Origin of the sequence: Flectobacillus longus, assembly GCF_030056705.1 — a bacterium.
GTDB lineage: Bacteria > Bacteroidota > Bacteroidia > Cytophagales > Spirosomataceae > Flectobacillus > Flectobacillus longus.
The window spans coordinates 38775-64816 of the sequence record NZ_JASHIC010000014.1 but is presented as its reverse complement, the minus strand read 5'-3'; the positions used below and the strand labels follow the sequence as shown (position 1 = coordinate 64816).

Here is a 26042-nt window from a genome sequence, read left to right as displayed (position 1 = left end):
CCCAATCTTAATATACCAAATTTTCAAGAAGATGCCCAGCCTGCCAATAGCTGATTTTGATGAATGGCTTTTTTTCGTTGTAAGCGGAAAAGGATGTTAGTGCTTTAAGCTGTAAGCTATAGGCACTAAGCCATTATTAAAAATAAAGCTTAGTGCTTACGGCCTACGGCTTAAAGCAATTTTCTATACTGCATCCGATAAGCTACTGAAGGTAAAGTCACGGATTTTGAGAGGTGGTACCAACGACCCGCCAATACGAGTTGGCTTGCCCATAGCCTCAAGGTTGTTGAGCATAATGACAGGACTCTCGTTGAAACGGAAGTTCTTGATTGGGTATTTGATTTGACCATTCTCAATATAGAAAGTACCATCACGAGTAAGACCCGTGTATAATAATGTCTGAGGATCTACCGCACGGATATACCAGAAGCGAGTCACAAGGATACCTTTTTCTGTTCCTTTGATTAAATCTGCTAATGATTCTGTACCGCCTGCCATGATAAAACCACCAGGATTTGGCACAGCCTTTACACCTTTTTTCTCAGCCCAATAGCGAGAATAGGTTAGGTTTTTCACCACGCCATTTTCAATCCAATATACTTTTTCTTGTGGACGACCATCACCAGCAAAGGGAGAACCCGGAATTTCGAGGTTCATTGGGTCTGAGTAGATATTTACTCTTTCGTCGAATAGTTTTTCGCCTAAACGAATACCACCTCCTTTTTTACTCAAGAAGCTACGGCCTTCGTCAGCATTACGAGCATCCATGCTTCTCATCATATTTTGAAGCAAATCGATAGAAGCCGCTGGTTCAAGGATTACAGTATATTTACCCGGTTCCAAAGCACGTGCCGAAGTAGATGCCATTGCTTTTTGCATCGCTATTTCAGTCGCTTGTTTTGTACTCAATTTTGATACATCGTTGAAATCACGAATGGCATAGCCAGAACCCAAACCGTCGGCAGTACGTACCGTAATAGAAAAATCTACCGAAGTAGCTTTGTTGTATCCAAAAAGTCCTTTGCTATTGCCAATGGCATTAAAACCAGTACGATCTTCCATATAACCCGCAGCCGTCAAGTTTTTCTTGCTACAAGGGTCAATACTATCAAAAGCTGCACTAGCACGATAATCTGGAGAAATATCAGCAGTTTTTTGAGAGAAACTAGCTGGATCCACATATTGTTGTGGCCCTAATGCAGGAACAAATTCAGGGTTTTCTGGGGCTAAGCGAGCAATTTCTTCGGCGCGTCTTACGGCTTTTTCCAAAGACTTATCGTCAAATTCGTTAATCGTTGAAGTACCCGAACGCTTGCCAAATACTGCGGTAATAGAAAGTGATAAGTTGTATGATTCTCCACTCGTCGAAACCGAGTTACGAGCATAACGGATATTACCCGTGCGACCTCCTGAAAGTGCCACACTCATCTCGTCAGCTTTTGAAAAAGACAAAACCTTATCTATGATTTTTTTAGCTTCTTCTTTCGTTAAAATCGTCATTGTTGATGCTGTTTAAGGTAAGTTTTAGATTTTTCTTCCTGTATTAATCACATTCACTCCGTTGAAACGTGTAGTGGCACTACCATGTGACACGGCGCTCACTTGTGAAGGTTGACCTTTTCCATCGAAGAACGAACCGAATGTACGATAATCATCTTTATCACAAATCTGAGCACATGAGTTCCAGAATTCTTGTGTATTTGACTGATACGCTACATCATCGACCATTCCTGCAATTTGACCATTTTTGATTTCGTAGAATAACTGTCCACCAAATTGGAAGTTATAACGCTGTTGATCAATTGAGTACGAACCACGACCAATGATATAGATACCTTTTTCAACACCTTTAATCATGTCTTGTACGTTCAACTTCTCTTTACCCGGACGCAAAGAAACGTTTGGCATACGCTGGAATTGTACTGAATCCCAGTTGTCGGCATAGCAACAACCGTGAGATTCTTTTTCACCCAAGATATTTACTTGGTCACGAATCGCTTGGTAGTTTACCAAAACGCCATCTTTAATCAAATCCCATTCTTTACAAGGTACACCTTCATCATCGTAACCAACTGTACCCAAAGTGTATGGTTGAGTTTTATCAGCAACGATATTCACTAATTTGCTACCATAGTTAAATGATTTGGTTTTCCATTTATCCAAAGTAGCAAAACTTGTACCTGCGTAGTTGGCTTCGTATCCTAATACACGGTCAAGTTCTAATGGGTGACCTACTGATTCGTGAATTGTCAAACCTAAGTGATTAGGGTCAAGAACAAGGTCATATTTTCCAGCCATTACCGACTTGGCAGTCAATTTTTCTTTCGCTTGTTTCGCGGCAAAAATCGCATCTTCGACCATGTCGTAAGAATTGCGATAACCAACCAAACCATTTGGCCCTGCAATTTTTTCAGAAGCTAAGCCATCTAAATACTCGTAACCCATCCCCATTGGCGAAGAAATAGCGTCACGAGTTTTGAATTTACCTGCTTGCTTATCTATCGCAGTCACGGTAAATGTTGGCCAAATACGGTGAACATCTTGATCGATATATGATCCGTCAGTTGAGGCAAAATATTTTTGTTCGTTGATGAAAAACAAATTGGAGGTAACGAAGGCAGCGCCATTTTTCATAGCTTCACCGTTTACATTCATCAACAAATCGATTTTTTCTTGAACAGGAACTTCGAATGAGTTCTTTTTGAGTGGCGTTTTCCAAGATACCTCTCCTACTCCTTTTTGTGGCGCAAGAACTACCGGTTCTTTCTGGATTTTTGAGTTTGCTTTTGCAATAGAAACAGCCGTTTCAGCGCATTTGGCAATACCTTCAGGCGTAACATCGCTAGTAGCAGAAAAGCCCCAAGTTCCGTTGGCAATCACACGAATACCTACACCATAAGATTCGGCATTGACTACGTTTTGAACTTTGTTTTCACGGGTAAATAAATACTGTTGGAGGTAACGACCGATACGAACATCGGTGTATGTGGCGCCTTTGGATTTAGCAGCGTTTAGAGCTACGTCTGCTAAACGTTTCTTTGTTGCTACGTCGACACCCGAACCTATTAAGTGCTCGGCTGGAACAACATTTCCCAAGACAGGTATAGCTGATGCACCCATAAGCGCACCTAAGCCCATACCAGATAACTGGATAAAATCCCTTCTTCTCATATTGGGGTTTGCTGATTGAAGTTAAATAATTTTGAAATAAGATAGATTCTGTAAAAGACGTTATCGATTAAAAGTATATCTGTTGTAAGTATGCACCAGAATACTGATAATTACTTTTACGGTTATAAGCACAAAACACAGAGCAACATTATTTCATATTAATAATTATTGGTATGTGGATTTATTAATTTTCAACTTTCGACCTAAAAGAGAACATGTAGGTCGTGTTGTATTGTGTGATGCTTAACAATAAAAATACAAAATATGGGCTATTATCCAATACGTTATTCGACAAAATGCGGGCTTTTATCGACATCAGTAAAAGAAAATATTGGTGTATAGCACTATTTGCAGAAGAAAATTGGGGAATTAGGACTTTTTGTAGGAAAGATTGTTTTGCAGATTTGCATTAAGCATTTGGCTTTAGAAAATCAGATTTTAGTTTAATATAGAGCTGAGGTTGTTTGAAAGAAGCTATTTGTATTTTATGTCCATGCAACAACTGTATCTAAGAATCTGATAATGATGTACCAAATCTACAATTATCAAATGACTCTTTGTAACTTTAGTTCTTTGTACCTTGATTACTAATTTCCTTATTAACCCAACCTGCATTATTCCATGAAAAAGACTCTAGCGATAGGTTCTGTAAATATGATTCTTTGGGCTGCCAATACTAAAGGACTAGACACTTCTAATATTTTGAAAAGCCTTCGGATTTCGCCACAAAGTTTACAAAACCCTGATGAAAGAATCGAAATTGCTAAAGTACAAACTATTTGGAAAGCTATTGTCGAAAAGCTTGGAGACCGCTCACTTCCTTTACAAATGGGCGAAATTATCAGCCCTATCTCTGTAGGTATTTTGGCGTATGTGATGATGCACGCACCCAATTTGGGTAAGTCTATCGAAAAACTTTGTCAGTATCAAGACATTGTTTGTAATGCTGTCGAAACAACCTTTATTCAAAAAGAAAAACTATCAGTTATTGACTTACGAGTTAATGCTGAGGATATGATTTATCCTGAGTTTGCCCTCGAATCCGAAATGTCAGTCTATGCTAGCGCTTTCAGAGCGCTCACACTTTCAGAATTTAAACTTTCGGAAGTCCACTTTGAACATAGCCCCACAAGTGATTTAGCAATATATCAGAGAATTTTCCAATGTCCTGTTTTTTTTGAAAGTGGTAAAAATTGGATGGTATTTGAAAGTTCTCAGCTTGAAAAACCTATCCTCAATGCCAATGCAAGCCTGTTCCCCGTTTTTGAACAACATGCCCAAGATTTACTTGCTCCTTTACAACCCAAAGTTTTGTTTAGCGATGTAGTAAAAACAGAAATAGTCAAATGTCTGGTCGGACAAGAACCTTCCCTCAATCATATAGCGATGACTTTGGGCGTTGGCATAAGAAACATTCAGAAAAAGTTGAAGGAAGAAGGTAAAAGCTTTCAGCAATTATTGGATGAGGCTCGAAAAGAATTAGCCATCAAACATTTGAAACAGCCTTATTCCAGTACGACTGATATTGCGTATTTATTAGGCTATTCTGAACCAAGTGTATTTTATCGTTCCTTTAAAAAATGGACTGGGCAAACGCCAAGTGCGTTTAGGGCGTAATATATAATCCCTAATTTAGTAAATTAAGATGGGGTGATTAATTTTAAGAAGAAATTCGTCTGTAGAGATATACGAAGGATTCCTTATTAATACTTAAGAAAATTGTAATATATTGTCTTATTGTGCTTTAGGCTATAAGTTAAAGGTATTAGGCTAAAAGTTTGAATATGTCTCCTAAGAAACTATAGAAATATTTTACCGAGTGCCCATATCTAACAGCCGAAAGCTCCATAATTTCATTTTGCATGAATACCTATGATTGGTATCCTTTCCATGACAAAGCCGTTTTTATTGCCTCCTCCAACCGAGTTTCTTTAAATTCAGGAAAAAGCTTTCTCAACTTATCATCATTCAATACCACTGTATTTTCATAGAGATAGGTCATTTCCTTAATCTCTTTTAGAACAGGAATAAAAATAGCCAACAAATTTATCATCCATTTTGACATTAATTGATATTTGGCTGGCTGTCCAGCTTGTTCGGCTATTTTGGCAAAGAGTGTTCGCATAGATGCGTGTACTTGCCCTCCGTAATTATACACTGACACCTCCTCGACCTGCTTAATCTTCATTAATTCAACCATGATTTTGGCAGCATCTGGGGTATAAACTGTCTGGTGAGGAATATCCATATTGCACAACCAACGCATAGGTTTACCTTTGAGCGCATTGGCAAAAATGGGACGAACGCCTTCGTTCATCACATTGGGTCCCCAAAAGTCTGGAAGACGTACAATGAGTAATCTGCATAGATTATTTTGTGCAGCAGTACGCATCATGGCTTCTAATTCTACACGAATTTGACCTTTTACAGCACAAGGATTTTCGGGACTTTCTTCTGTAATAGGAGTCTGCATCAATCCATAATTGTAGATATTACCAGGGAAAATAATTTGAGCTTTATTTAAGCTGGCGGCTTCGATAACGTTTTGTGTAGCCTGTTGCATATTGCCCTTCCATGCTTCATAGGAGTAGTTAATTCCGTGGAATATAACCTTTTTATCTTGGGCTATTTTTTTCAATAAAACACCATTTTGTACATCTCCTTCTACAAATTCAATCAATGGTGTTTGATCAAAAATTTGTTGAGCCTTCTGAGTATCCCTAACCAATAACATTACAGGGATTTTTTGCGCTACAAGTTCCATAGTAAAAGCATATCCGATGCTTCCTGTTCCACCTAAAATAAGAATATCTGAGTTCATAGTTTTGTTTGTTTTGATAGTACAAAATTGGCACAGATAATCTGTTTTGCTTGTGACCAAAAGCGAATGGCAATATGACAAAAAGCGAAAAATTAACTTAGATTATCACATCGTAGAATAAACAAAAACGCCCCTTCACCGTAGCGAAGAGGCGTTTGAATAAAAGCAATGAATGATTAAGTTGATTTGTACGAGTTTCAAACTTCTAAACTCAGCACTCAATCTTATTGTTTAGGGTTCTTGATTGGAGCACTACCAGCCGCAGCAGGGTTGTATGCCAACTCATTGTCTGGTACATCCCAGTAATCTAAGTATCCGTAAGTAATAGATGCTTTAGTATTGATAGTTTTACCATCTTTAGAAATAACCACTGCATTTTTGCGACCGCTATCCAATACACCCCAACGACGTGCATCGTAGAATGCTAAACCACGGAATGCCAAAGCCACACGTCTTTCTTTACGAAGTTCTTCTTTTACCGTAGCCAAGTCTGTCGAAGCAAGAGCTGCCAAGCCAGCACCTTGATAAGTACGAATGTTGTTGATACTAGTAGCTGCACCAGCAATATCGCCAGTGTACAATTTAGCTTCAGCTTTCATCAATTCATTTTCTTCGTAGCTACCCAACATATATAACTCGGCCATACCAGCAGTACGGTTTGTATAAACCATAACGCCAGCCAAACCATTACCGCCATCTTTGATACCCCAACGAGTGTTGAAAGCATTACCACGGTCAGAGTTACCAACCCAAACAGCAAATTGGTTGAAGTTATTAGCCAAACGCTTATCGCCAGTATTAAAATCTTGAATCAAACGTTCAGAGATTTTGAATGTACCACCTGATGCGTTAGCACCTACACAACGAGCCGCTACAGAATAGCTCAAAGGTGAGAAAATATCACCAGCAGTGTTGGTATTACCAGCAAATACAGGGTCAGAAGAACCAACACCAGCGTTAGTCAATGTTAGAATTTGATTCCATTGAGCAGCAGTCATCGAAGCCACAGGAGTATTTACGATGATATTGCGAGCTTTCAAGGTATTCAAGTTCTTAATAAATTGTGCTGTTGTAGGAACAACTCCTTTACCTGTTTGGAAATAACTTGGAATCAAAGCACCCAATACTGATGAATAATCCGCTGTATTAGTGATTGCACCTAACAAAGCAGCAGCTTTATCGTAGTTAGCATTAGACTCTTCAATGATTTTTTCCTTCGCTACGTAATTTCCATTTGTCGAGCTTGACGCATTATTAATCAAACCAGCATAGTAAATTGAACCAATACGAGCATAAGCGAATCCTTTCCAAAGGTAAGCCCAAGCTTTTACAGTATTCTTTTTCGTTGCTGCATCACCAGAGAATGTTGTTTTTTCAACTACTTCCAAGATAGAGTTGGCAGCATTATTCAAACCGTACATCAAAGCCCATTCATGGAAACCTGGGTTACCACCTTGTTGAGCATTTACGTTGATATTGCGAAGCAACGTAATTTGCTGGCTTGGAGAGTTAGGGTTTGCCACAACAGTACCATCATCCAACGTAACTGAGTTGGGAGCAGACAAGTTGTTCATGTAAGTGTTCGCAGCTTCAGCAGCTACTACATCACCCATCATTTCGTGAAAACCTACAACGCCATTGTAGAAAGCACCTACAACGCCATCATAGTATTTGTCACCAGATGAAGTGAAACCATTAATATAGATTGCACCTTGAGCCAAACCAATCACACCAGATTCTGTTGCAGCACTGGCAGGTGTTGGTTGGTTAGGGTTTTGAATATCGAGTTGGTCTTTGCACGACATCATCATGCTACTCATGAGTAGCACCGAGAGTGCAGTAATTTTTATCTTTTTCATTCCTTGTGTCGTTTAAACTGAATACTTATTTCTGAAAATGAAGACTAAAAATAGCGTCTTCTATTGGAGAAAATTTGGCTGACTAGAAACCGATATTCAAACCAACTTGGTAAGAACGAAGGTTAGGCATAGTGTTGTGGTCTGTACCTCTATCCCAAGCAGAGCCGTTTGAACCAGAAGAAATCTCTGGATCTAAGCCCGTGTATTTTGTGATAGTAGCCAAGTTACGACCAGTCATTACCAATTGTAGTTTTCTGAAACCTTTAATACCGAATGCTTTTACTAAATCAACAGCAACAGAAAGGTTACGCAAACGAGCGAATGAAGCATCTTCGTAGAAATAGTTTTTCGTACCGTTACGAGAAACTTCAGCATAAACACCACGATAGAATGCAGACCATGCGCCAGTTTGTCCATTGATAGTAATTGGCACTTGGTAATCAGCGTGAATACCGTCACGATACATCCATTCTTTCGTTTGGTTGTACAAGTGTGAGCCATATACCCAGTCAACTTGGAAGTTGAAGTTTACGATACCTTTCCAGCTAAAGTCATTAATAAACGACATATTGAATTTAGGGTTAGGATCACCAAAAGCGAATTGTTTTGTAGAGAAATAAGGAGCTTTTGTTGTTTTGTTTACAACCCAACCATTACTTGCTACTTCAAAATTACCACGGTTTGCTTCTGCAATTGCGAAAGTTCCATCTGGCAATTTTTCATCTAAACTATGGATACCAAAGAAACCATACAACTGACCGATTTTTTCACCAGCTTTCAATACATAACCTGTCGAACCAGCAGCAGAAGTAATAACCACTTCAGCACCACCACGTACAGCTGTAATTTCAGAAGTTTGCTTACCGAAGTTAGTAGTGAAGTTCCATGAGAAATCACTGTTTTTGAAGATAGAAGCGTTCAATGAGAACTGGAAACCTCTAGATGCTAAAGAGAAAGCGTTATCTTTCAAAGTACCCACCCCTGTAGATGGAGCAGCATCAATGTTATAAATCGCATTGTCTGTACTTCTTTTCCAGTAACTAGCATTGATAGACAAATCATTCATCCAAGGTGTACCTTTTGCTAATGATAGACCTATATCTGTACCAATTTCAAGTTCTTTTGAAACCTCTACGTTCAAGCCTGGGTTAGACTGTGACAATGGGAAATAGAATGAGTTACTTGAACCAATTGTTTTAGTATTCAAGGTTACATAACGGTCAAATTGGTTTGGTTGGATACCTGCCTCACCATAAGCTGCACGAAGTTTGAATTCTTCAATAGTGCTTGCCACTTTTGAATCTTTCCAGAAATCAAATGCAGAAAGACGAACATAACCATCACCACGAGGGAAAGTAAATGGTGTTGAAGCAGCACCAAACGCAGAAGAGTAGTCAGTACGGAAACCACCAGAGATACCTGCTACTTCACCGTAATCAACACGTTGGTTAATCAAATAACCATACGTAACAAATGGAATTTTGTAATCGCTAGCAATACGGTTTGTTGGCGTTTGTGACGCGTTGAATGGCGTATATGTTGGCAAACCTAAACCATAAGTAATGTATTCTTTGTAATAGCGATCTCTCCAGTCAAATGATACTTGAGTTGATGTACGAATTGGCAAACTCAAACCGAAGTCTTTTTGGAAATCAGTTTTGAAATAAGCTGATGCCAAGAAGTTTTGGAAGGTTGTATTGTAAGTATAGTTATCTAATTCTCCTGAACCATCTGTACCATAGTTGCTATAGAAATACTGTTGATCTACTGCATTCTTATTGTTATTTTGGTTCAAATAAGTATAAACATTCTCCTGATGTTGATAGTTGATACCATATTTCGCATCCAATTCTACAAATTTCGGAAACTGGTAGTTCAATGAGAAGTTTTGAACTACATCAACTTTATTAATCAATGACGAAGTATATTGGTTTACGAAGTTCGGGTTTGCACCGTTTACCCCAACAGCATCTCCAAAATACACAGGATAGTTTCCATCAGCATCTTTGAAATCGTAGTTAGCAAATGGACGAGAGTTAAATACCGAGTAAATGATACTTCTACCAGTTGCGTCATTAATCGTATTTTTTGTATAAATCAACTGAGTGATTGAACGTAATTTCAAGCCTTTAGCTAATTCAACACCCATGTTTGCAGTAAAGTTTGTTCTACCAAGACCACCCAAGTTTTTGAAGTTAGTTTCTTGTTGAGCGTGTGACAATGACATACTGAAATCACTTTTTGCTGTACCACCTGCAATTGACACCGAATGTTGGTGGTTAGTTGAAGGTTGGAAGAACATCGAGAAGTGATCGTAATACTGCAAGTTTTTGTCGTAAGGCTTGTTGATTTGAACAGTTGGGTCAGTCGAGTTCCAAATAACGTTCTCTGAATAAGAACCGTAAGTAGGATCCAATGTCAATGGTTTACCGGACCCCCCAATAACTTCATTGTTAGCGTTTGTCACAAAACCGTGCATATTAGCTTTTTTCAAACCACCCACGTTCAAATATTCAGAACGGATTACGCTAGAAGATACGTCGATAGTCAATTGACCATTTTTGCCTTTTTTCGTAAACAATTGAATAACACCGTTTGCACCTTGCGCACCATAAATTGTAGCAGCAGCAGCACCTTGAACAACTTCAACACGGTCGATTGTATTCAAATCGATTGAGTTTATGTCTGTAGTACCTAACTGGATACCATCCAATAAAATCATTGGAGTTGTACCACGGTTGATTGTATTGATACCACGCAACAAAATGTTTACTGGCTGACCTGGCATACCATTACCAGAAGTGATTTGAGCACCTGCAATTTTACCAACCAAAGCTTGGTCAATAGAAGCAGATGGAACTGATGGTAGATTTTTGGCACTTACAGATTGTACGTCAATAGCCAATTTTCTTTTGTCTACCGCAGCACCTGTACCCGTTACCACAACTTCAGAAAGTTGTTTTGCATCCACAGCCAATTTTACGTCAATAACCGAACGGTTACCAATCGCTACATCTTGACTTGACATACCTACAAAAGAGAATGAGAGAGTACCACTTGAAGGCACTGCAATAGAGTAAACTCCATTTGCATCAGTTTGGGTACCTTTAGCTGTTCCTTTGAGTTGAACAGTTACTCCAGGAAGACTAGAACCGTCTTCAGCAGATGTCACCTTTCCTGTGACTTTGCGGTCTTGTGCCATGATAAGGACACTAGAAAGCATAGTCAACAAGAAAGTCATTAATAGACTTTTTCTCATGAACTAATTTAGTTAAGGTTGATAATATTTGTTAAGGTTATTTATGCCAAATTATGAAATTATCAAGAAACTCACAATAGGATTTCAAAATGATATTTTGCATTTTCATAAAATTACCTTCATTTTTCCCTTAAAATCTATCAAATAGCCAATTTTATTCCTGTTTATTTTAATGCGTTAGTACCTAATTTTTTCTATATACGATTCAAATTCAAGCATTTTTATAAGTATTAATTACTATAAAATATACCACTTAAGTAGTCTAATAACCGTTTAAAAAAAATTCTAATCAAATATTATTTTTTTTTAAATGTGTAGACCTGTTTATCCATTTTTTGTATCTATATCACGCTAAATCAAATATACATTTCCTCAAAATTGAACATTTCCAATGTGGCATCACTTATTTCAAACGGTCGTTTGTAATAGTCTTTAAAACAAAAAACCGAGCCCAAAATAGGCTCGGTTTTAGGTACAATTCAATTGTCAGTTATTGAATTACGTTTACCTTATAAAAAAATGGTGAACTATAAAAAGCTCCACCTGTAATATTGGGGCCAGTGTTTGTATTAGTATATGATTGGCCATTTGTAAGCTTCATCGTGCCTGTAATCTCAAAACTATCTCCTACTGATATATCGCTTGCCGCAAGTTTGGTTGCAGCCAACGCTTCGGCTGCAGTAATAGCAATCGTTGCACGCGGATACCCAGAAGTAGGGTCTTTCGTAAAACTTGAAGCAGGAATACTCTTCAAGGTTAATTGTGCCGTAGTTTTAGTACCATTAGCAGGCGTCGCATCTACAAATTTGATTACCAAGTCATAAGATGAAAACAAGGCTCCAAAGTTAGGGGTAACAGCCTCTGCCAAAAACTCCATTTTACTAGTCGTTATGGCTGATACTTTGTATGTAAACGAGCTTGAACTTACAGGATACGGAGACACTGTACGAATGTATCCTCCTGTTTCTAAGGCATTCAAGTCGATAGGCTCAATCATTTCGGTTTTGCAAGCTCCTACCAGAAGCCCCCAAACCAACAAAATTGAATATATCTTTAAATGTTTCATTGTATCAATTGTTAAACTTTAAAAAATTATCGCCTATTTGAATAAACTTGCAGGGTTATTGTCCCAAAATACAGGCAAAGTCATATTGGCTTTTTGTTTAGCATTTACGTTTCTACTCACAAACGCCGTTGGATAGTAGAACGAACGAATAAACGGTCCTGGATTAGGGTCAAGTGCTGGTTGCAAGTTGAGTGGCATACCAGTACGACGATATAGGTTATAAGCTTCGATACCATTACCATACAAAGCAAACCAATATTCTGTTGCAATCACGTTGAGTTTAGCCGAGCTTGTTGTAGCACCATCATAGGCAGTAAGTACTGCTTGTACATAGCTATTTACTTGGTCAGCCCACACAATGTTATTGCTAGTTTCAAATGCTGTAATTTTACTTGACTCAGCCGATGCCAACATAAACGCACGCACATCTGCCATTGATTTACGAAGCCCCGATTCTAATAAAGCTCTTGCATCGCCAGTTGTACCTAATGTCAAAGCTGATTCGGCCAACATGAAATCAGTGAAAGACGACATCAATATAGGTTGAATCCCTGCTCCTGCTGCTCCTGCTACTAGGGATACAGGTCTGCCAGCATCGTTATCATATAAACCCCCAGCAGGATATAACCCCCAAGCGGTTCTTTTCAAACCATCGGGTGGAATACCTTCGTTGCTTAGGTGGTCACGTCCCCAATAACCAACATTTGTTGGCAAACAGTAATAATCTGTAGCAGCATAGTGGTTAGGCTTTTGGTTAGTAATACAACGGATTTCATTTACATCTTTTGAATTCACCGTTACCTGACGATAAAAATAGGCTCTAATACGAGGGTCTTTTTTATCATACATCAAGCCCATATAGGCATTTGATTGGTAATCGCCTCCGCCTGTTGGCGAATATTGACCAGCATAACGTGGATGACGGTTGTCGGGGTTCACCTGATTGCTTCCATACTTAAAAGTCAAGTTTTGGGTAGTCGTCGAAATCAATTTATTTCCAGCAATCAACGTATTAATCCCTGTTTTTGAACCTGCTGCATCTATCAATTTTCTATTCAAATAGATTTTCAACTTCAAAGTATTTGCCGCACGAATCCAGTTATCAATTGTTCCTCCATAGTAAAGGTCTACAGTCAAACCTGATTTTGATTTGGCATTGAGGTTTTCGATTGCCTTATCCAAATCTGCTAACGCTACGGTGTACAAGGTTGCCCCACCATCTACTTTTGGGTTAAAGTTAGCGGGATCAAGCGCTTCGGTATAAGGAACATCGCCAAAAATATCTACGAAGTTCATCAATACGGACGCTCGTAAGATGCGTCCTACGCCTGCATGAACAAAAAACTCTCCTTGCTCTGCTAAAGGAATCAGCGTTTTAATATCATTCAAAATACCAGCGTAAGCATTGGTCCAAGTTCCGTCCATACCTCCTGGCGTTACAGCATTATCATAAATGGCTGCACCAGCGTTTAGCATACGAGTAAGGCGCATTCCGGGGTCGCCCACTTGGTTGAAGTGAGTAGCATAACTCACCTGAATTTGACTAGCCAAATAGTTAATATCTGTATTATTGGTAGTCACAGCGTTGGGGTTGTCTAATAAGTCGAGCTTACACGAGCTTATGACTATCGACATCAACGCGAGCCATAAAAAATGTATTTTCTTTATCATCATCTAATCAGATTTAAAGTAATTTCTACACCAAATTTCTGTGTAAGAATATTAGAATGATAGTTTGAGAGAACCACCGATTCTGCGTGCACTTGGTCCTGTCAAGAAATCAAAACCAAGACCATTTCCTACTCCTAATCCAAGGTTATCTGTATCCAAATTCAACCCTGTAGGAATATGGAGCGCTTTATACCAAAGGTTATTTCCTGTTACAGACAAACTTGCACCCTTGATACCAAAACGATTTAAGAAATTCTTAGGTAAGCTATATGAAAGTGCTACTTCTTGTAAACGAATCGTAGAGCCATCGTACATACGACCTTCGTCACCAAAGAAGAATACGTTGTTGAAGTACACGTCAGAACCAGTAATTTGAATATTATTAGGTGTTCCGTCTGCTTTTACCCCTGGAAAAACAAAGGTTTGTGCACGGTCATAACCTGTTTCTGGACCAGTTTCGATAGTCAGACCTCTACCCAACAAAGCTCCTGCCGTAGATGAGTAAATAGCGCCTCCATGACGATACGATACCATGACGTTCAATGAAAACTTCTTGTAATTGAAGGTATTAATCAAACTAGTTACAAAAGCAGGGTTAGGATCTCCCAAAATCACAGGGGTAGTTGTAGCCTGTAAGTTACCCGAAGCATCTATCAACAATCGTCCTTGTGCATCTCTACGGAAACCCGTGCCTTTGATAATGTTAAAAGGCTTACCAACAATCGCATAATTACCCAACGATGAACCAAAACCTGAGATTTGAACCTCTTGAATAGTTCCTCCCAAATCCAATACTTCAGGCGTATTTCTTGAAAAATTGAAAGTTGCATCCCAACTAAAATCACCTTTGGTAAATGGTGTTCCTGACAAGCTCAACTCAATACCTTGGTTACGGATTTTACCTACGTTGATGGTTGTACTGGTATAACCCGTTGCGGCATCCAATGGTGCTGAGGTAATCAGGTTACGGGTATCACGACGATAAACAGTTAGGTCGAAGCTTAGTTTGTTGTTGAATAATTTACCTTCCAAACCAAATTCTGTTTCAGTATGAAGCTCTGGTTTTAGATTAGGGTTACCCAAAGTATTATCTACAGAGTGTGTCTGAATTGGACCTGTTGTAAACCAGCCTCTAGCACTTTGATTCAAGATATTACGTGTTTGGTAAGGATTCGGGAAACCCGCAGAAGTACCAATCCCAGCACGTACTTTCAAGAAATTGATAGTGTTACTGGCAAATCCCTCAAAAGCTGTTGTTGGTACGAAAGACAAACTGGCAGAAGGATAAAAAATTTGTCTGTTTTCTTTCTCTACAGTCGATGTCCAGTCGTTACGTCCAGCTACGTTCAAGAACAAATAGTTGTTGTAATCGGCTGTAATTTCTCCAAATACCCCCAAGCGAGTTTGCTCACTTGTAAAATTACTCGCAACATTATCAATAAAATTAGAGTGACGAAACAAGTTTCTCGCCAATTGATTTTGGCTGGTAATACTATATGACGAAAATCTATCATTACGCATATTACCCCCTATTTTACCTGACATGGTCAATTTATCTGACAATGTCTTGTTGTATGACAAAATCAAAGAGTTATCCCAAATGGTATTCTTAAAATTTAGGGTATTATACAAACCATTCACATAAGACACGCCACCTTTGTTCAACATATATTCTTGCTGTTCGTCGTAAGTATCTAGACCTATTTTGTATAATAAAAGTAAGTCCTTAGCTAAATCGTAGTTGAAGGTCGTAGCTGCAAAAAAACGGTTTACGACACCTGTAGTTTTATAATTTGCCAAAATCCAACGTGGATTGGGTATATCATTACCACTTCTAAAGTAAACTGAACTTCCATCGACTGGGCTTTCGTAAGGCCAACCCATCAAATCTACTTGGCGTGGCGTAAACAATACATTTGCCAACACCGAAGGGAAATCATTGGCATTATTACCTTGTCCAGCACTCAACGGTGGTGCATATTGGTCGGTATTGGCAAAATTAAAGGACGTTGTTGCCGAAAGTTTTTTAGTTAATTGGGCGTTCAAACCTAAACCAATATTCAATCTTTTTAACCCATTTTCTGGAATAAAACCTTGTTCTGCATTATACCCTGCCGATACGTTGTAACTCACTTTTTCGCCTCCTCCTGAAATATTCAGTGAAGTATTCGAAATAAGTCCTGTCCTAAAAAAGTCGCTCACATTATTAGGGAAAATTTCCATTTTATAAGGACTCACCGACGCCACATAATCGGCCATTGCAGCACGAGTTGTTGTATTCGTAAAAAAAGCATAAGGGTGAGTATTTAAAGCAGTATTGGTATTTTGAGAAGGATACAAATACGATTCTGCCAATGATGGTCCCCAGTTACTAAAGAAATAACCTAAATTTTGTTGAAAGCCCCCTACATACTCATTTTGATAACGTGGTAAATGAGCGGTGTTGGTAAACAAAGATTGGGTTACCGAAAACTCTGTTTTACGGGCTTTTTTGGTGCCATTTTTAGTAGTAATCAAAATTACGCCATTGCGTCCTTGGTCACCGTACGTAACTGTTGCAGCTAAACCCTTCAACACTGTTACATTTTCAACATTGTTAGGATCAATATCCAAGAAACGGCTCGAAGAAGACTGTCCACCACCTGTAAAGCCTCCACGAGTGTTGGTATTGGAGTTAAATGGAACGCCATCTACCACAAACAAAGGTTGTACAGAGCCCGTAATAGAAGAATATCCACGAATCGTGATGTTGGTTCCCGTACCAGAGACCCCCGAGGTCGAAGTGATATTTACCCCAGGAATTTTTCCTTGCAGAACCCGACCAACATCGGCTTGGGGTCTGTCTTCCATCACTTTCTTGTCGAGCGTTGTGATAGAGTACCCCAAAGCACGTTTTTCTCGTACAATGCCTTGCGCTGTAACTACAACCTCTGATAGCTGTTTCGTATCACTACTAAGCTGTACATTGATAGTAGTTTGAGTACCAACAGTAACATCTTTGGATTCAAAACCAACGAAAGAAAATCTTAAAACGACATTTGTACCATTAACTGGGAGAGAAAAATTACCCGAAGCATCGGTTTGGGTACCTTTGGTAGTACCTAGTAGTGTAATAGATACACCTGGCAAGGTAGCTCCATCTTCGGCAGACGTCACTTTCCCCACCACCTTACGTTCTTGTGCTTGTAAAAACGCACAGGACAATAAGGTAGCGAGAAAAGTCAAAAGGAGACTTTTCTTCATAAATTGTAGTATTTAGTAAAGGTTAAAAATTTGTATTGCAGACTCAAATTATCACTTTTCTAATAAGACGCAAAACGACTTTTTAAGAAATTTGAATAAGTAGAATGGGGGTTTGAAGAGATTTTGGAAAGAGGTAAAAATCAAAGTGGCAATGTATTGCCGAGGTTTTGAGTAATTACTACCAATTGGCATTTTCTGTAGACGAATAGCCAATATGTGTCCAAGTAATTTCACTCAAAGCGTTTCTTATCATAGTTTTTTTTCAAAAAAAACTATTTTTTTTAGATTTCTCTCATTTATTACCAAATGTTAATTTATGATTAAAAAGCAATAAATTTCACAACAACAAAATATTACACTATTTCAAGTTTATTTAAAACAAATTAAACACCTAATAATCGAGGTAAATCAAGTGTGGTGGCAAAATCATAACCCGCTTTAAAAATCTCTTTTGCTTTTCTCACATCTTGAGGTTCAAAATTTACTAAGGCAGGAGGTTCTATCAGTAAATTACACTGTGCAAGACGAGGCTTAGAATTATTATTAATGGCCAGATAGAGACTTTTTTGTAGTACACTCGGTATAGACTTGATATTCGGATTTTTACCAAAAGGGTTACAGTGACTTCCTATAATAAAATCGCAATATGGCTGAAGCGGCTCAATAGGCATATTGTTTAATACACCCCCATCAACAAGTACTCGACTGTCAAAAGACACAGGTTCAAACAAACCAGGAATACTACAAGACGCCAAGACAGGCTTGATAAGTTCGCCTGAAGAATAAAAAACACTTTCGCCCTGCATGATATCGGTGGCGTTTACAAACAAAGGAATTTTAAGATTTTCAAAAGAATTATGCGGAAGGTATTTCAAATAAATTTCTTCCGCTTTTTGCATACGCAACAGCCCCAAACGACTAAATGCAGGACGAAAAGCTTTGAGGGTATTGGAAGAAACAACAATTTCAAAAATATGGTCTGGCGAGTACCCTGCTGCAAACATTACCCCTGCAATAGAACCCGCACTACATCCTGAAATGTAATCAATAGGTATTTTTTGCTCAACCAGCGCTTTGAGCACACCCAAATGAGCGACTCCTCTCGCTCCTCCTCCAGATAAAACTAATCCAATTTTTCTCATAATTTTCTATCCAATAGACGTTATTTGTGTACCTGTTATTTGTTATTCCTCCTTTTTCCCTATTCTCTTTTTCCCTATCCCCTTTTCCCTATTCCCTTTTCCCTATTCCCTTTTTCCCTATTCCCTTTTTCACTATTCCCTTTTTCACTATTCCCTTTTTCACTATTCCCTCCATAATTTACTCAACTTCTCTTATCTTGCAAATGTTTAACAAGACAAAACACAAGAACAGTTATGAATCTTTATAGTATCGATGCTGGCAACTTCAAATTAGACGGAGGTGCTATGTTTGGGGTTGTTCCCAAAACGTTTTGGAACAAATGGTCACCAGCCGACGAAAACAATCTTTGTACATGGAAAATGCGCTGTCTGCTCATCGAACAGGCTAATCGACTTGTGCTGATAGACACAGGTATGGGAGACAAACAAGATGCAAAGTGGCAATCCTATTATTATCGTCATGGCGAAGCTGACTTAATCAGTTCTATTCATAAAGCTGGTTTTTCAGAAAATGATATAACAGATGTAATCTTAAGTCATTTACATTTTGACCATTGTGGAGGAGCTGTCAAATGGAATCATAATCGAACAGGATACAAAAGTACCTTTTCAAATGCAAAATATTGGACACATTCTGATCATCTAGACTGGGCTCTAAACCCCAATATGCGAGAAAAAGCTACCTTTTTCAAAGAGAACATATTGCCCCTACAAGAAGCAGGACAACTTCATTATATTGATAAAGATTTGCCATCGTTTGAAAACATTGAATTTTTGTTAGCAGATGGGCATACTGAAAAAATGTTGATGCCCAAAATAAATTATCAAGGGCATACTGTTTTATTTGTAGCAGATACCATTCCTTCAGCTGGACATATTCCTGTACCTTATGTAATGGGATATGATGTACGTCCGCTCCAGACTATGGAAGAAAAAGCGCAAATTCTTTCGAAAGCTGTTGAAGAAAAATGGGTACTCTTTTTTGATCATGACCCCAATCATGACTGTGCAACGGTAGTTTCTACAGATAAAGGCTTTAAAATTGAAAATACATTTCCTCTAACAGACTTGTATTTGAGGTAAACAAAAGGCAGATAAATTTTATAAATAGCTTAGGTTAGTGGGCAAAATAAAAATAATTTTACCCGCTTTAAGCTCTAGGCTTTATGCGGTAGGCTAAAAGTTAAATAGTATTTCTCATGAAGTAATAGAAACTTTTTTGCCTAATGCCTACGGCTTACGGCCTAAAGCATATTAATGCAATTGTATTTTGCACGATTACTTAATCTCATTTATCTACCAGAGTGAGTACATTTTGCACCAACTAAATGCTATTTAGAGCCAATTCACGAAAAATTATATTGCATTAATACTTTGGCAAGGTTTTGGTGTTACCATTTACTCAGTTAGCAAAACAATCTGTGCATAACCACTATTTTTTTTTTAGATTAATGTAAAAATTAATATCTTTATAATGGCTAACAGCCATACCCATAAAACTCATTGATATAAATTTCTTACAAAAGTCCGCCCAACAAAAATCTTCGGATATAAGGCAAAATGTGATTGCTAACACCTTTTATTTTGTTACAAGAGCGCTTTCGCCTCATATACCACTGTCAAATTATGATTATCAACATGTTGAAGAAAGTTTTACTTGTAGACGATGATTCTGTCACTTTATCACTTTGTGATATGGTCATCAAACGCTTTACCTTTGCCGAAGAGGTAGATAAAGCGCAAAATGGGCAGGAAGCAATCGATTATTTCAACGATATTGTAGACGATAACTCTAACAATTCGAACGCCAATGTGCCTGCTATCATTTTCTTAGATTTGAATATGCCTGTGATGAATGGTTGGGATTTTCTAGATGAGTTTATCCGTAAAGGATTTAATAAACTTTTTCCAGAAACTCGCATTATTGTTCTGTCATCTAGTATTGACCCTAGAGATATACAAAGAGCTAGCAATTACGATATCATTATCGAGTTTATCAGTAAGCCCCTAACGTTGAAAGTGATTAAAGAAATCAAACAGCACTCTATATTGATGCCACATTTTTCTTAGTTAGGATAGCCAACATTTCACTGATATTACTCTATACAACAGTTTGTTAACTAGTCATAAATTTCAAAATTCGTATTAATTGAAGTATTTTATAGATTTTTTTTGATTTTATTTCCTTCCTGAAGAATTCGGATATTTCAATACTTATTCTATTTTTGTAACCGAGTGCAATGCAATCAAGACATTTCACTCGGTTTTTTTTATCTCTAATCAAAAAATTCAGCTTCGGTTTCCAATACCAAAGTTGATTTATGCCATTTTGTTATAAGTCCTAGAAGCAATTCGACAGACTGGTTTCTAGTGTACTGATACCGCATTTTATCAACCCCATTAAGAAACGCTCTTAGTTACAACTCATTGATTCGATGAAAATGAACCGCCTTTACTGGTCTGCTCAAATTTTGGGTTGGCTAGGTTTTAGTATATGTATTCTGTTGCTTATTCTCCAATCTTCGTTTACGATTTGGGAATGGATGATACTACTCATACCTTTCAATATTATTGGGCATACGATTGGCCATGCGCTACATATTATTCTTGCCAAATTTCAATTCAGCTTACATTTGCTTAATCGCAATATCAAGTATGGCTTTGGTTTTCTTATAATTTCAGCACTATTGTTTGCTCTTGCTTATAAAGGGTGCTTAACGCTTATTTCACCTTCTTTAGCTATTATAACTTGGTTCAAATCATTGGTTATTGGTCTGCTAGGTATTGGCATTTGGCTTTCTTTGTATTTGTCTATCCGTACGGTAAAACAGTTTTATGTCGACCTGCGTACAGAAGCAACGGTTCAAAATCTTATTAGAAGTACCGAATTAGACAGCCTGAAGAGCCAATTGAATCCCCATTTTTTATTCAATTCCTTAAACTCAATCAAGGCCTTAGTGAGAATTGACCCTCCTCTAGCACAAAAATCCATTATTCAGTTGTCAGATATTCTTCGAAAATCGCTCACCATTAGCGAAACGCCTATGATACAGTTGATGGATGAACTACTGATGATGCAACAGTATCTTGATTTAGAAAAAATTAGATTTGACAAAAGACTTACTTATCATTTCAAACTTGAAAATCAATCTCTGAATTTTCGTATTCCTTCAATGTCATTGTATTTGCTAGTCGAGAATGCCATTAAACATGGCGTCAGTAAGTTAAGAAAGGGCGGTGAGCTTTTTATTCACACACGAAGCGAAGAAACTCATTTGTACATTATTGTTAGAAATACAGGAGTTCTTGAAAAGAAGGAAAGCTTTTATGGTACAAGCCTTAAGAATCTTGAAAGAAGGCTCAATCACATGTATAATGGCAAAGCAAAATTAATTTTTAGCGAACAAGATGGCATGGTAATAGCCACTTTATGTATCCCGATTGAGTAAGAAAATTTCAGACATCGGATTTATGATTTGGAATTTCCTACAAAGGATCATTTTAAATTCAAAAATCCGACATCCGATATAATACTCAATTACCATTAATTAAAGTATTTCTTTAATTGGCTACTTTTTTTGAGTTCGTTCAAAATCTCCATCGTGAGCGGTTTGCTAATAAACTCAAGTACAATTTTATACTTCCCAGCCTTAACAAAGTCTTCTGGGTCAATAGTCGAAGAAAGAATACACACTTTGGTATCAGGATATTTGGTGGCAAATTTTTGAAGATAAGCTTTCAAAAAATCCCAACCATCCATTACTGGCATATTCAAATCCAAAAAAATCAGTGTAGGAACAATTCCATCTGGAGATGTACCATCTTCTAATGCAAAAAATACGTCTAGCGCTTCTCTACCATTCTTTACTGTCTGAACCTTCTTCGAAAAGCCACTATTCTTGATGGCAAACTCACAAAGTGAGAGCGCTATCAAATCGTCGTCTACAACGAGTACACTTTCAATCATCATTTTAAATTATAAATTTACGAACCTCAAATAATTAAGTTAGGGTAAAAATGAAGGACTTAACGACATCAACAAAGTATCAACTTTCAATAAGGTATTTGTTTATACTTGTTTATCAAATACGTCCGTTTTTCTACATCAATGAAGCCCTACTACTATTTTGAATTACTAATTAACTAATACTATTTTAGACTTTCATAAAAAATCGTATAAGCGAAGGATTTTCGTGTATAAACCAGATTTTCATTTATTTAAAAATTAAATCTAACGATAAAGAACATTCGCTTGTTTTATCTAATCATATCTATCCTAAGAATATGAGTATTTTACTCTATCAATATCAATTAATTTTTCTTAAAAGAAACAATAAACGTAGTTCCAACTCCCTCTTCACTCTGTACGTCTATCATTCCACCAAGAGCCCTAATCTGAGAATTAATGATATATAAACCCAGTCCTTTGCTGTCGGGATGGTGGTGAAATCGCTGATACAAGCCAAAGATTTTATCACCATGACGTTGTAAATTGATACCAAGTCCATTATCAGCAAAATAAAGTTTCAAAAAGCCTTTTGTTTCTTTGGTAAATATTTTTATTTCAAGATTACGCTCAGGTGCTTGATATTTAAAAGCATTTGTAATTAAATTTTGATACACCGACTCTAGATAAGTAGAATTAAAAATAATTTCTTTCCCGGCTGAAAAATCCATTGTTACAGTCGCTTCATTATCTTGACGCAAATAAGCGAGTCTTTCCAATGACTTATGAAATTCATCCTCTAAATTCAATGACTGCTGCTCAATATTAACATTATTTTTGATAACTAATATGTCCAGTAAATCATTTACCGTATGATTTAAGGCATGAGTAGATTCTTTAAATTTTTCTAACAAAAATAAAGTCATCTCATCTTTGATATTATTAGGATTTATTAAGTCCAATATTGCCAAAAGATTAGACAATGGTGCTCGTAGGTTATGCGAAGTAATATAGGAAAACTGTTTTAAGTCTTTGTTGCTTTCTCTCAATTCCTTGATTAACATTTCACGTTCTTCTTCGCTTGTTTTTCTACGAGTTATATCTCTACCAGAAATAAATATCAACTCCTCTGCTGGAATTTGAGTCACAGTACAATTAATCCACTTAATACTATTGTCTACCGCTACACAACGCAACTCGAATGGTGAACTAACCCTGTCATTACGTAATTCGTCCAAGGCATTTTGTAAAATTGGCCAATCTTCCTGATAAATAAACCGATGAATTGGCTTGGTAGTCAACGTATGTTCATCATAACCTAATATTTTCTTAAAGCCATTATTGACCTGTGTCATAAAACCACGAGTATTGGCCATTCCCATCAAATCTCGGCTAAACTTGAAGATATACTGAAGCTGCTCTTCTGAATTACGTCTTCGGATTTCGTAACCTAACTGGCGACATATACTTTCCACCAAATTGATTAGAGCGACATCTTTACGGCTAAGTTTATCGTTAAAAAAAATCACCCAAGCCACGTAATTATCTTTATAACTAATTGGTACAGAAAATGCCGAGCGTAAACCCAAGTCTTGAGCCAATTGTTTTCGACTAAATAGTTCTTCCGTTTTCAAATCTTCAATCCAATATGTTTTTTGATGTTTAGATTTTCGTCTAAAAACCGTTTGCTCGATAGGGATAGAAGTAAATGCAACAGGGTCTGCAAAAGCCTGTAAATCAGTGGACGCATTGGGCTCAAAATCATACGTAATCATTTTGATACTATCGCATGAAGCATTAGTCAGCCAAATTTCACCATATTGCCACTGAATATATTCCCTTACATATTTAAGAATTGCTTTGAGACCATCCAACAAACTAGACTCTTGCCGAAGCTTCTCTACGACCTCCAACACAAATGTTCTTTCATGACGCGCTCTTAGTTGCTCTGTTATGTCAATCACCATTACTTTGGTTGCCATAACATCTGCCAATTGAATATCAGTAGCAGTTACCTCCACATCTATGATTTCACCATTTTTTTTCTGGTGTCTTACCTGCCAATGCCTTACAGGATTGGCAGATACAATATCTTTCGGAAGATTTTTGAGTTGCACCAAATCTTGTGCTGGTCGAATATCCCTTAAGGTCATTTGAAGAAACTCATCTCGGGTATATCCATACTTTTGGATTGCGGCCGTATTTACCTCCAAAAATGCGTAGCTATCATTATCATAAATCCACATAGGATAAGGATTATGAAAAAAATACGCCCCCAATTGATGATCAAGGAATTGGATTTGCCCCTCCTTTTCCTTTCTGTCATTTATATCAATAATCGCACCAATGATGCGAAAAGGTCTACCAAAGGAATCATTTAATATATAACCTCGTTCGTTGACCCAAGTATAAGTGCCATCAGACTTACGAAAACGATATTCAACTTCCCAATAACGTTTGGTATTATCAGCCAAGGATTCTTGAATCGTACCTACTACTCTTGCGTAATCATTGGGGTGTAATTTTGCATCCCAAAAATCAAATTCTTTATTATATTCATTATCATTATAGCCCAATGATTCATAAAATTGTTTACCTGAGCGTTTGACTTGGTTATGTACCAAATCAATATCCCACACGGCACCAAGAGCAATACCATCTCCTAAAAACTCTCGGTTTTCGAAATATCCTCCTGTAGAATCTACAATAGAGAAACAGTCTTTTATCACTTTCTCGACAGATTGCTCGTCATAATCACCTTTAATCAGGTAATGCTTGGCACCATTAATCAAAGCCAACAAAGTAGTGGTTGGCGAAGCTACTTCGCATAGCGCTACAATTGGCAATTTATGATCAACCCAATCCATGATTTGTAAGAAAAATTCAGCATTATGATGATTTTTAAAATTCAAATCGACGAATACCAAGTCAAATTTCATTTCACCAAGTAAAAAATCCTTGGTTTTAGCAACAGTTTTGGCATGCACAATATGCCCAGTTAGGATACTAGAATTTTGAATACAGTCTAATAAAAGATTGTATTCTTCGTCATGATCCTCGACAACAAGGATATTTAGATTTTTAGTTAGTAAATTCATGGGAATCAGTGGTTATCTCATATCTTTTCATCGAAAGTTAAAGATACTCATCTGAAAAATTATTAATGAGAGTTTTAGTTTATACCAAGATAGTATAAACCTATTTTGCAAGAAGTTTAGGAGTGATAATTATGATGATTGATATACAGATTTTTAAGCATCCGCAAAATAAAAACGAGCTATTAAACATGAAGGCAACCTTGATGTTTATTAGCTCGTTCGCGTGCTATATGAAATACTGACGAAGACGGCGTTTTTTTATTATTAAAGAGCTTTTACGTCAAAATTTCATTTCATACCTCACCATCTCTCCCGATTGGTTTTCTGAAATTTTCTTCACTATCTAGAGCGGCGAGATGTAAACAAATCGCTTGTCTCTATAATCGCTTCGATACATGAAGAAGCAACAATAGCTGAAAGTAAAACAATTACGGTGGTCATTTTATTTAGTGATTATTTAAAATATTATTTAGTGATTACTTACTCTTTTATATATTAAAAATAGCAAAAATTCTTATTGACTCAAATTGTACAAATATTTCATACAATATTACAAAATATTAAGCATTTCATTTTAATCCAACAATATACTTTTAATACTTATTTGATAGTTGCAATATTTCTTATGCTATCGAAGAATATTCTCTATAATACTGGTAATCATGATGATGAATGTGCAAAAAAATCAGTTAACGCCGAATTGTTTAGGAAATTTTATCTACTCAAAACCCAATTACGTCTCTATTTTCTCAGATTAGTATGGACA

The 26042-nt window shown here is 37.3% G+C and carries 15 protein-coding genes; 4 read left to right on the top strand and 11 right to left on the bottom strand.

Features of this window, described 5'->3' with window-relative positions; translation table 11 throughout:
• Nucleotides 1-183: 183 nt before the first annotated feature.
• Nucleotides 184-1500 carry a TldD/PmbA family protein gene (locus QM491_RS11680; RefSeq protein ID WP_283327675.1) on the bottom strand — a complete coding sequence of 439 codons (1317 nt, stop codon included), beginning with the start codon at nt 1498-1500 and terminating at the stop codon, nt 184-186.
• Between the two features lie 24 nt (nt 1501-1524).
• Nucleotides 1525-3171, bottom strand: coding sequence for a TldD/PmbA family protein (locus tag QM491_RS11675; protein WP_283327674.1), 1647 nt, complete (start codon nt 3169-3171; stop codon nt 1525-1527).
• Nucleotides 3172-3792: 621 nt separating this feature from the next.
• Between QM491_RS11675 and QM491_RS11670 the strand changes: the two genes are divergently transcribed.
• Nucleotides 3793-4788, top strand: a complete 996-nt coding sequence (locus QM491_RS11670; RefSeq protein ID WP_283327673.1) for an AraC family transcriptional regulator — start codon at nt 3793-3795, stop codon at nt 4786-4788.
• Nucleotides 4789-5041: 253 nt separating this feature from the next.
• Here QM491_RS11670 and QM491_RS11665 read toward each other — a convergent pair whose 3' ends face one another.
• From QM491_RS11665 to QM491_RS11635, 7 genes are all read right to left on the bottom strand, one after another.
• The gene (locus QM491_RS11665; protein ID WP_283327672.1) at nt 5042-5992 is read right to left on the bottom strand and encodes an NAD-dependent epimerase/dehydratase family protein; all 951 of its coding nucleotides are present in this window, start codon (nt 5990-5992) and stop codon (nt 5042-5044) included.
• Nucleotides 5993-6216: 224 nt separating this feature from the next.
• Nucleotides 6217-7851, bottom strand: a complete 1635-nt coding sequence (locus tag QM491_RS11660) for a RagB/SusD family nutrient uptake outer membrane protein (protein WP_283327671.1) — start codon at nt 7849-7851, stop codon at nt 6217-6219.
• Between the two features lie 82 nt (nt 7852-7933).
• Nucleotides 7934-11110, bottom strand: coding sequence for a SusC/RagA family TonB-linked outer membrane protein (locus tag QM491_RS11655; RefSeq protein ID WP_283327670.1), 3177 nt, complete (start codon nt 11108-11110; stop codon nt 7934-7936).
• Between the two features lie 490 nt (nt 11111-11600).
• Complete coding sequence (locus tag QM491_RS11650) at nt 11601-12176, bottom strand: hypothetical protein (RefSeq protein WP_283327669.1); 576 nt, start codon at nt 12174-12176, stop codon at nt 11601-11603.
• A 33-nt stretch (nt 12177-12209) separates the two neighbouring features.
• Complete coding sequence (locus QM491_RS11645) at nt 12210-13850, bottom strand: SusD/RagB family nutrient-binding outer membrane lipoprotein (protein ID WP_283327668.1); 1641 nt, start codon at nt 13848-13850, stop codon at nt 12210-12212.
• A gap of 48 nt (nt 13851-13898) precedes the next feature.
• Nucleotides 13899-17090, bottom strand: a complete 3192-nt coding sequence (locus QM491_RS11640; protein ID WP_283327667.1) for a SusC/RagA family TonB-linked outer membrane protein — start codon at nt 17088-17090, stop codon at nt 13899-13901.
• Between the two features lie 383 nt (nt 17091-17473).
• Nucleotides 17474-18232 carry a patatin-like phospholipase family protein gene (locus tag QM491_RS11635; RefSeq protein ID WP_283327666.1) on the bottom strand — a complete coding sequence of 253 codons (759 nt, stop codon included), beginning with the start codon at nt 18230-18232 and terminating at the stop codon, nt 17474-17476.
• Between the two features lie 234 nt (nt 18233-18466).
• On the opposite strand from QM491_RS11635, the gene QM491_RS11630 reads away from it, so the two are divergent.
• From QM491_RS11630 to QM491_RS11620, 3 genes are all read left to right on the top strand, one after another.
• On the top strand, nt 18467-19315 hold the full coding sequence (locus QM491_RS11630; protein ID WP_283327665.1) for an MBL fold metallo-hydrolase: 849 nt from the start codon (nt 18467-18469) through the stop codon (nt 19313-19315).
• Nucleotides 19316-19858: 543 nt separating this feature from the next.
• Complete coding sequence (locus tag QM491_RS11625) at nt 19859-20302, top strand: response regulator (RefSeq protein ID WP_283327664.1); 444 nt, start codon at nt 19859-19861, stop codon at nt 20300-20302.
• Nucleotides 20303-20667: 365 nt separating this feature from the next.
• Nucleotides 20668-21681 (top strand): sensor histidine kinase, encoded by a 1014-nt coding sequence (locus QM491_RS11620; RefSeq protein WP_283327663.1) that lies wholly within the window; start codon nt 20668-20670, stop codon nt 21679-21681.
• A 95-nt stretch (nt 21682-21776) separates the two neighbouring features.
• On the opposite strand, the gene QM491_RS11615 is transcribed toward QM491_RS11620, so the two are convergent.
• A complete protein-coding gene (locus tag QM491_RS11615) occupies nt 21777-22202 on the bottom strand; it encodes a response regulator (protein WP_283327662.1) in 426 nt (141 codons plus the stop codon).
• Nucleotides 22203-22543: 341 nt separating this feature from the next.
• On the bottom strand, nt 22544-25276 hold the full coding sequence (locus tag QM491_RS11610) for a PAS domain S-box protein (protein WP_283327661.1): 2733 nt from the start codon (nt 25274-25276) through the stop codon (nt 22544-22546).
• Nucleotides 25277-26042: the final 766 nt, after the last annotated feature.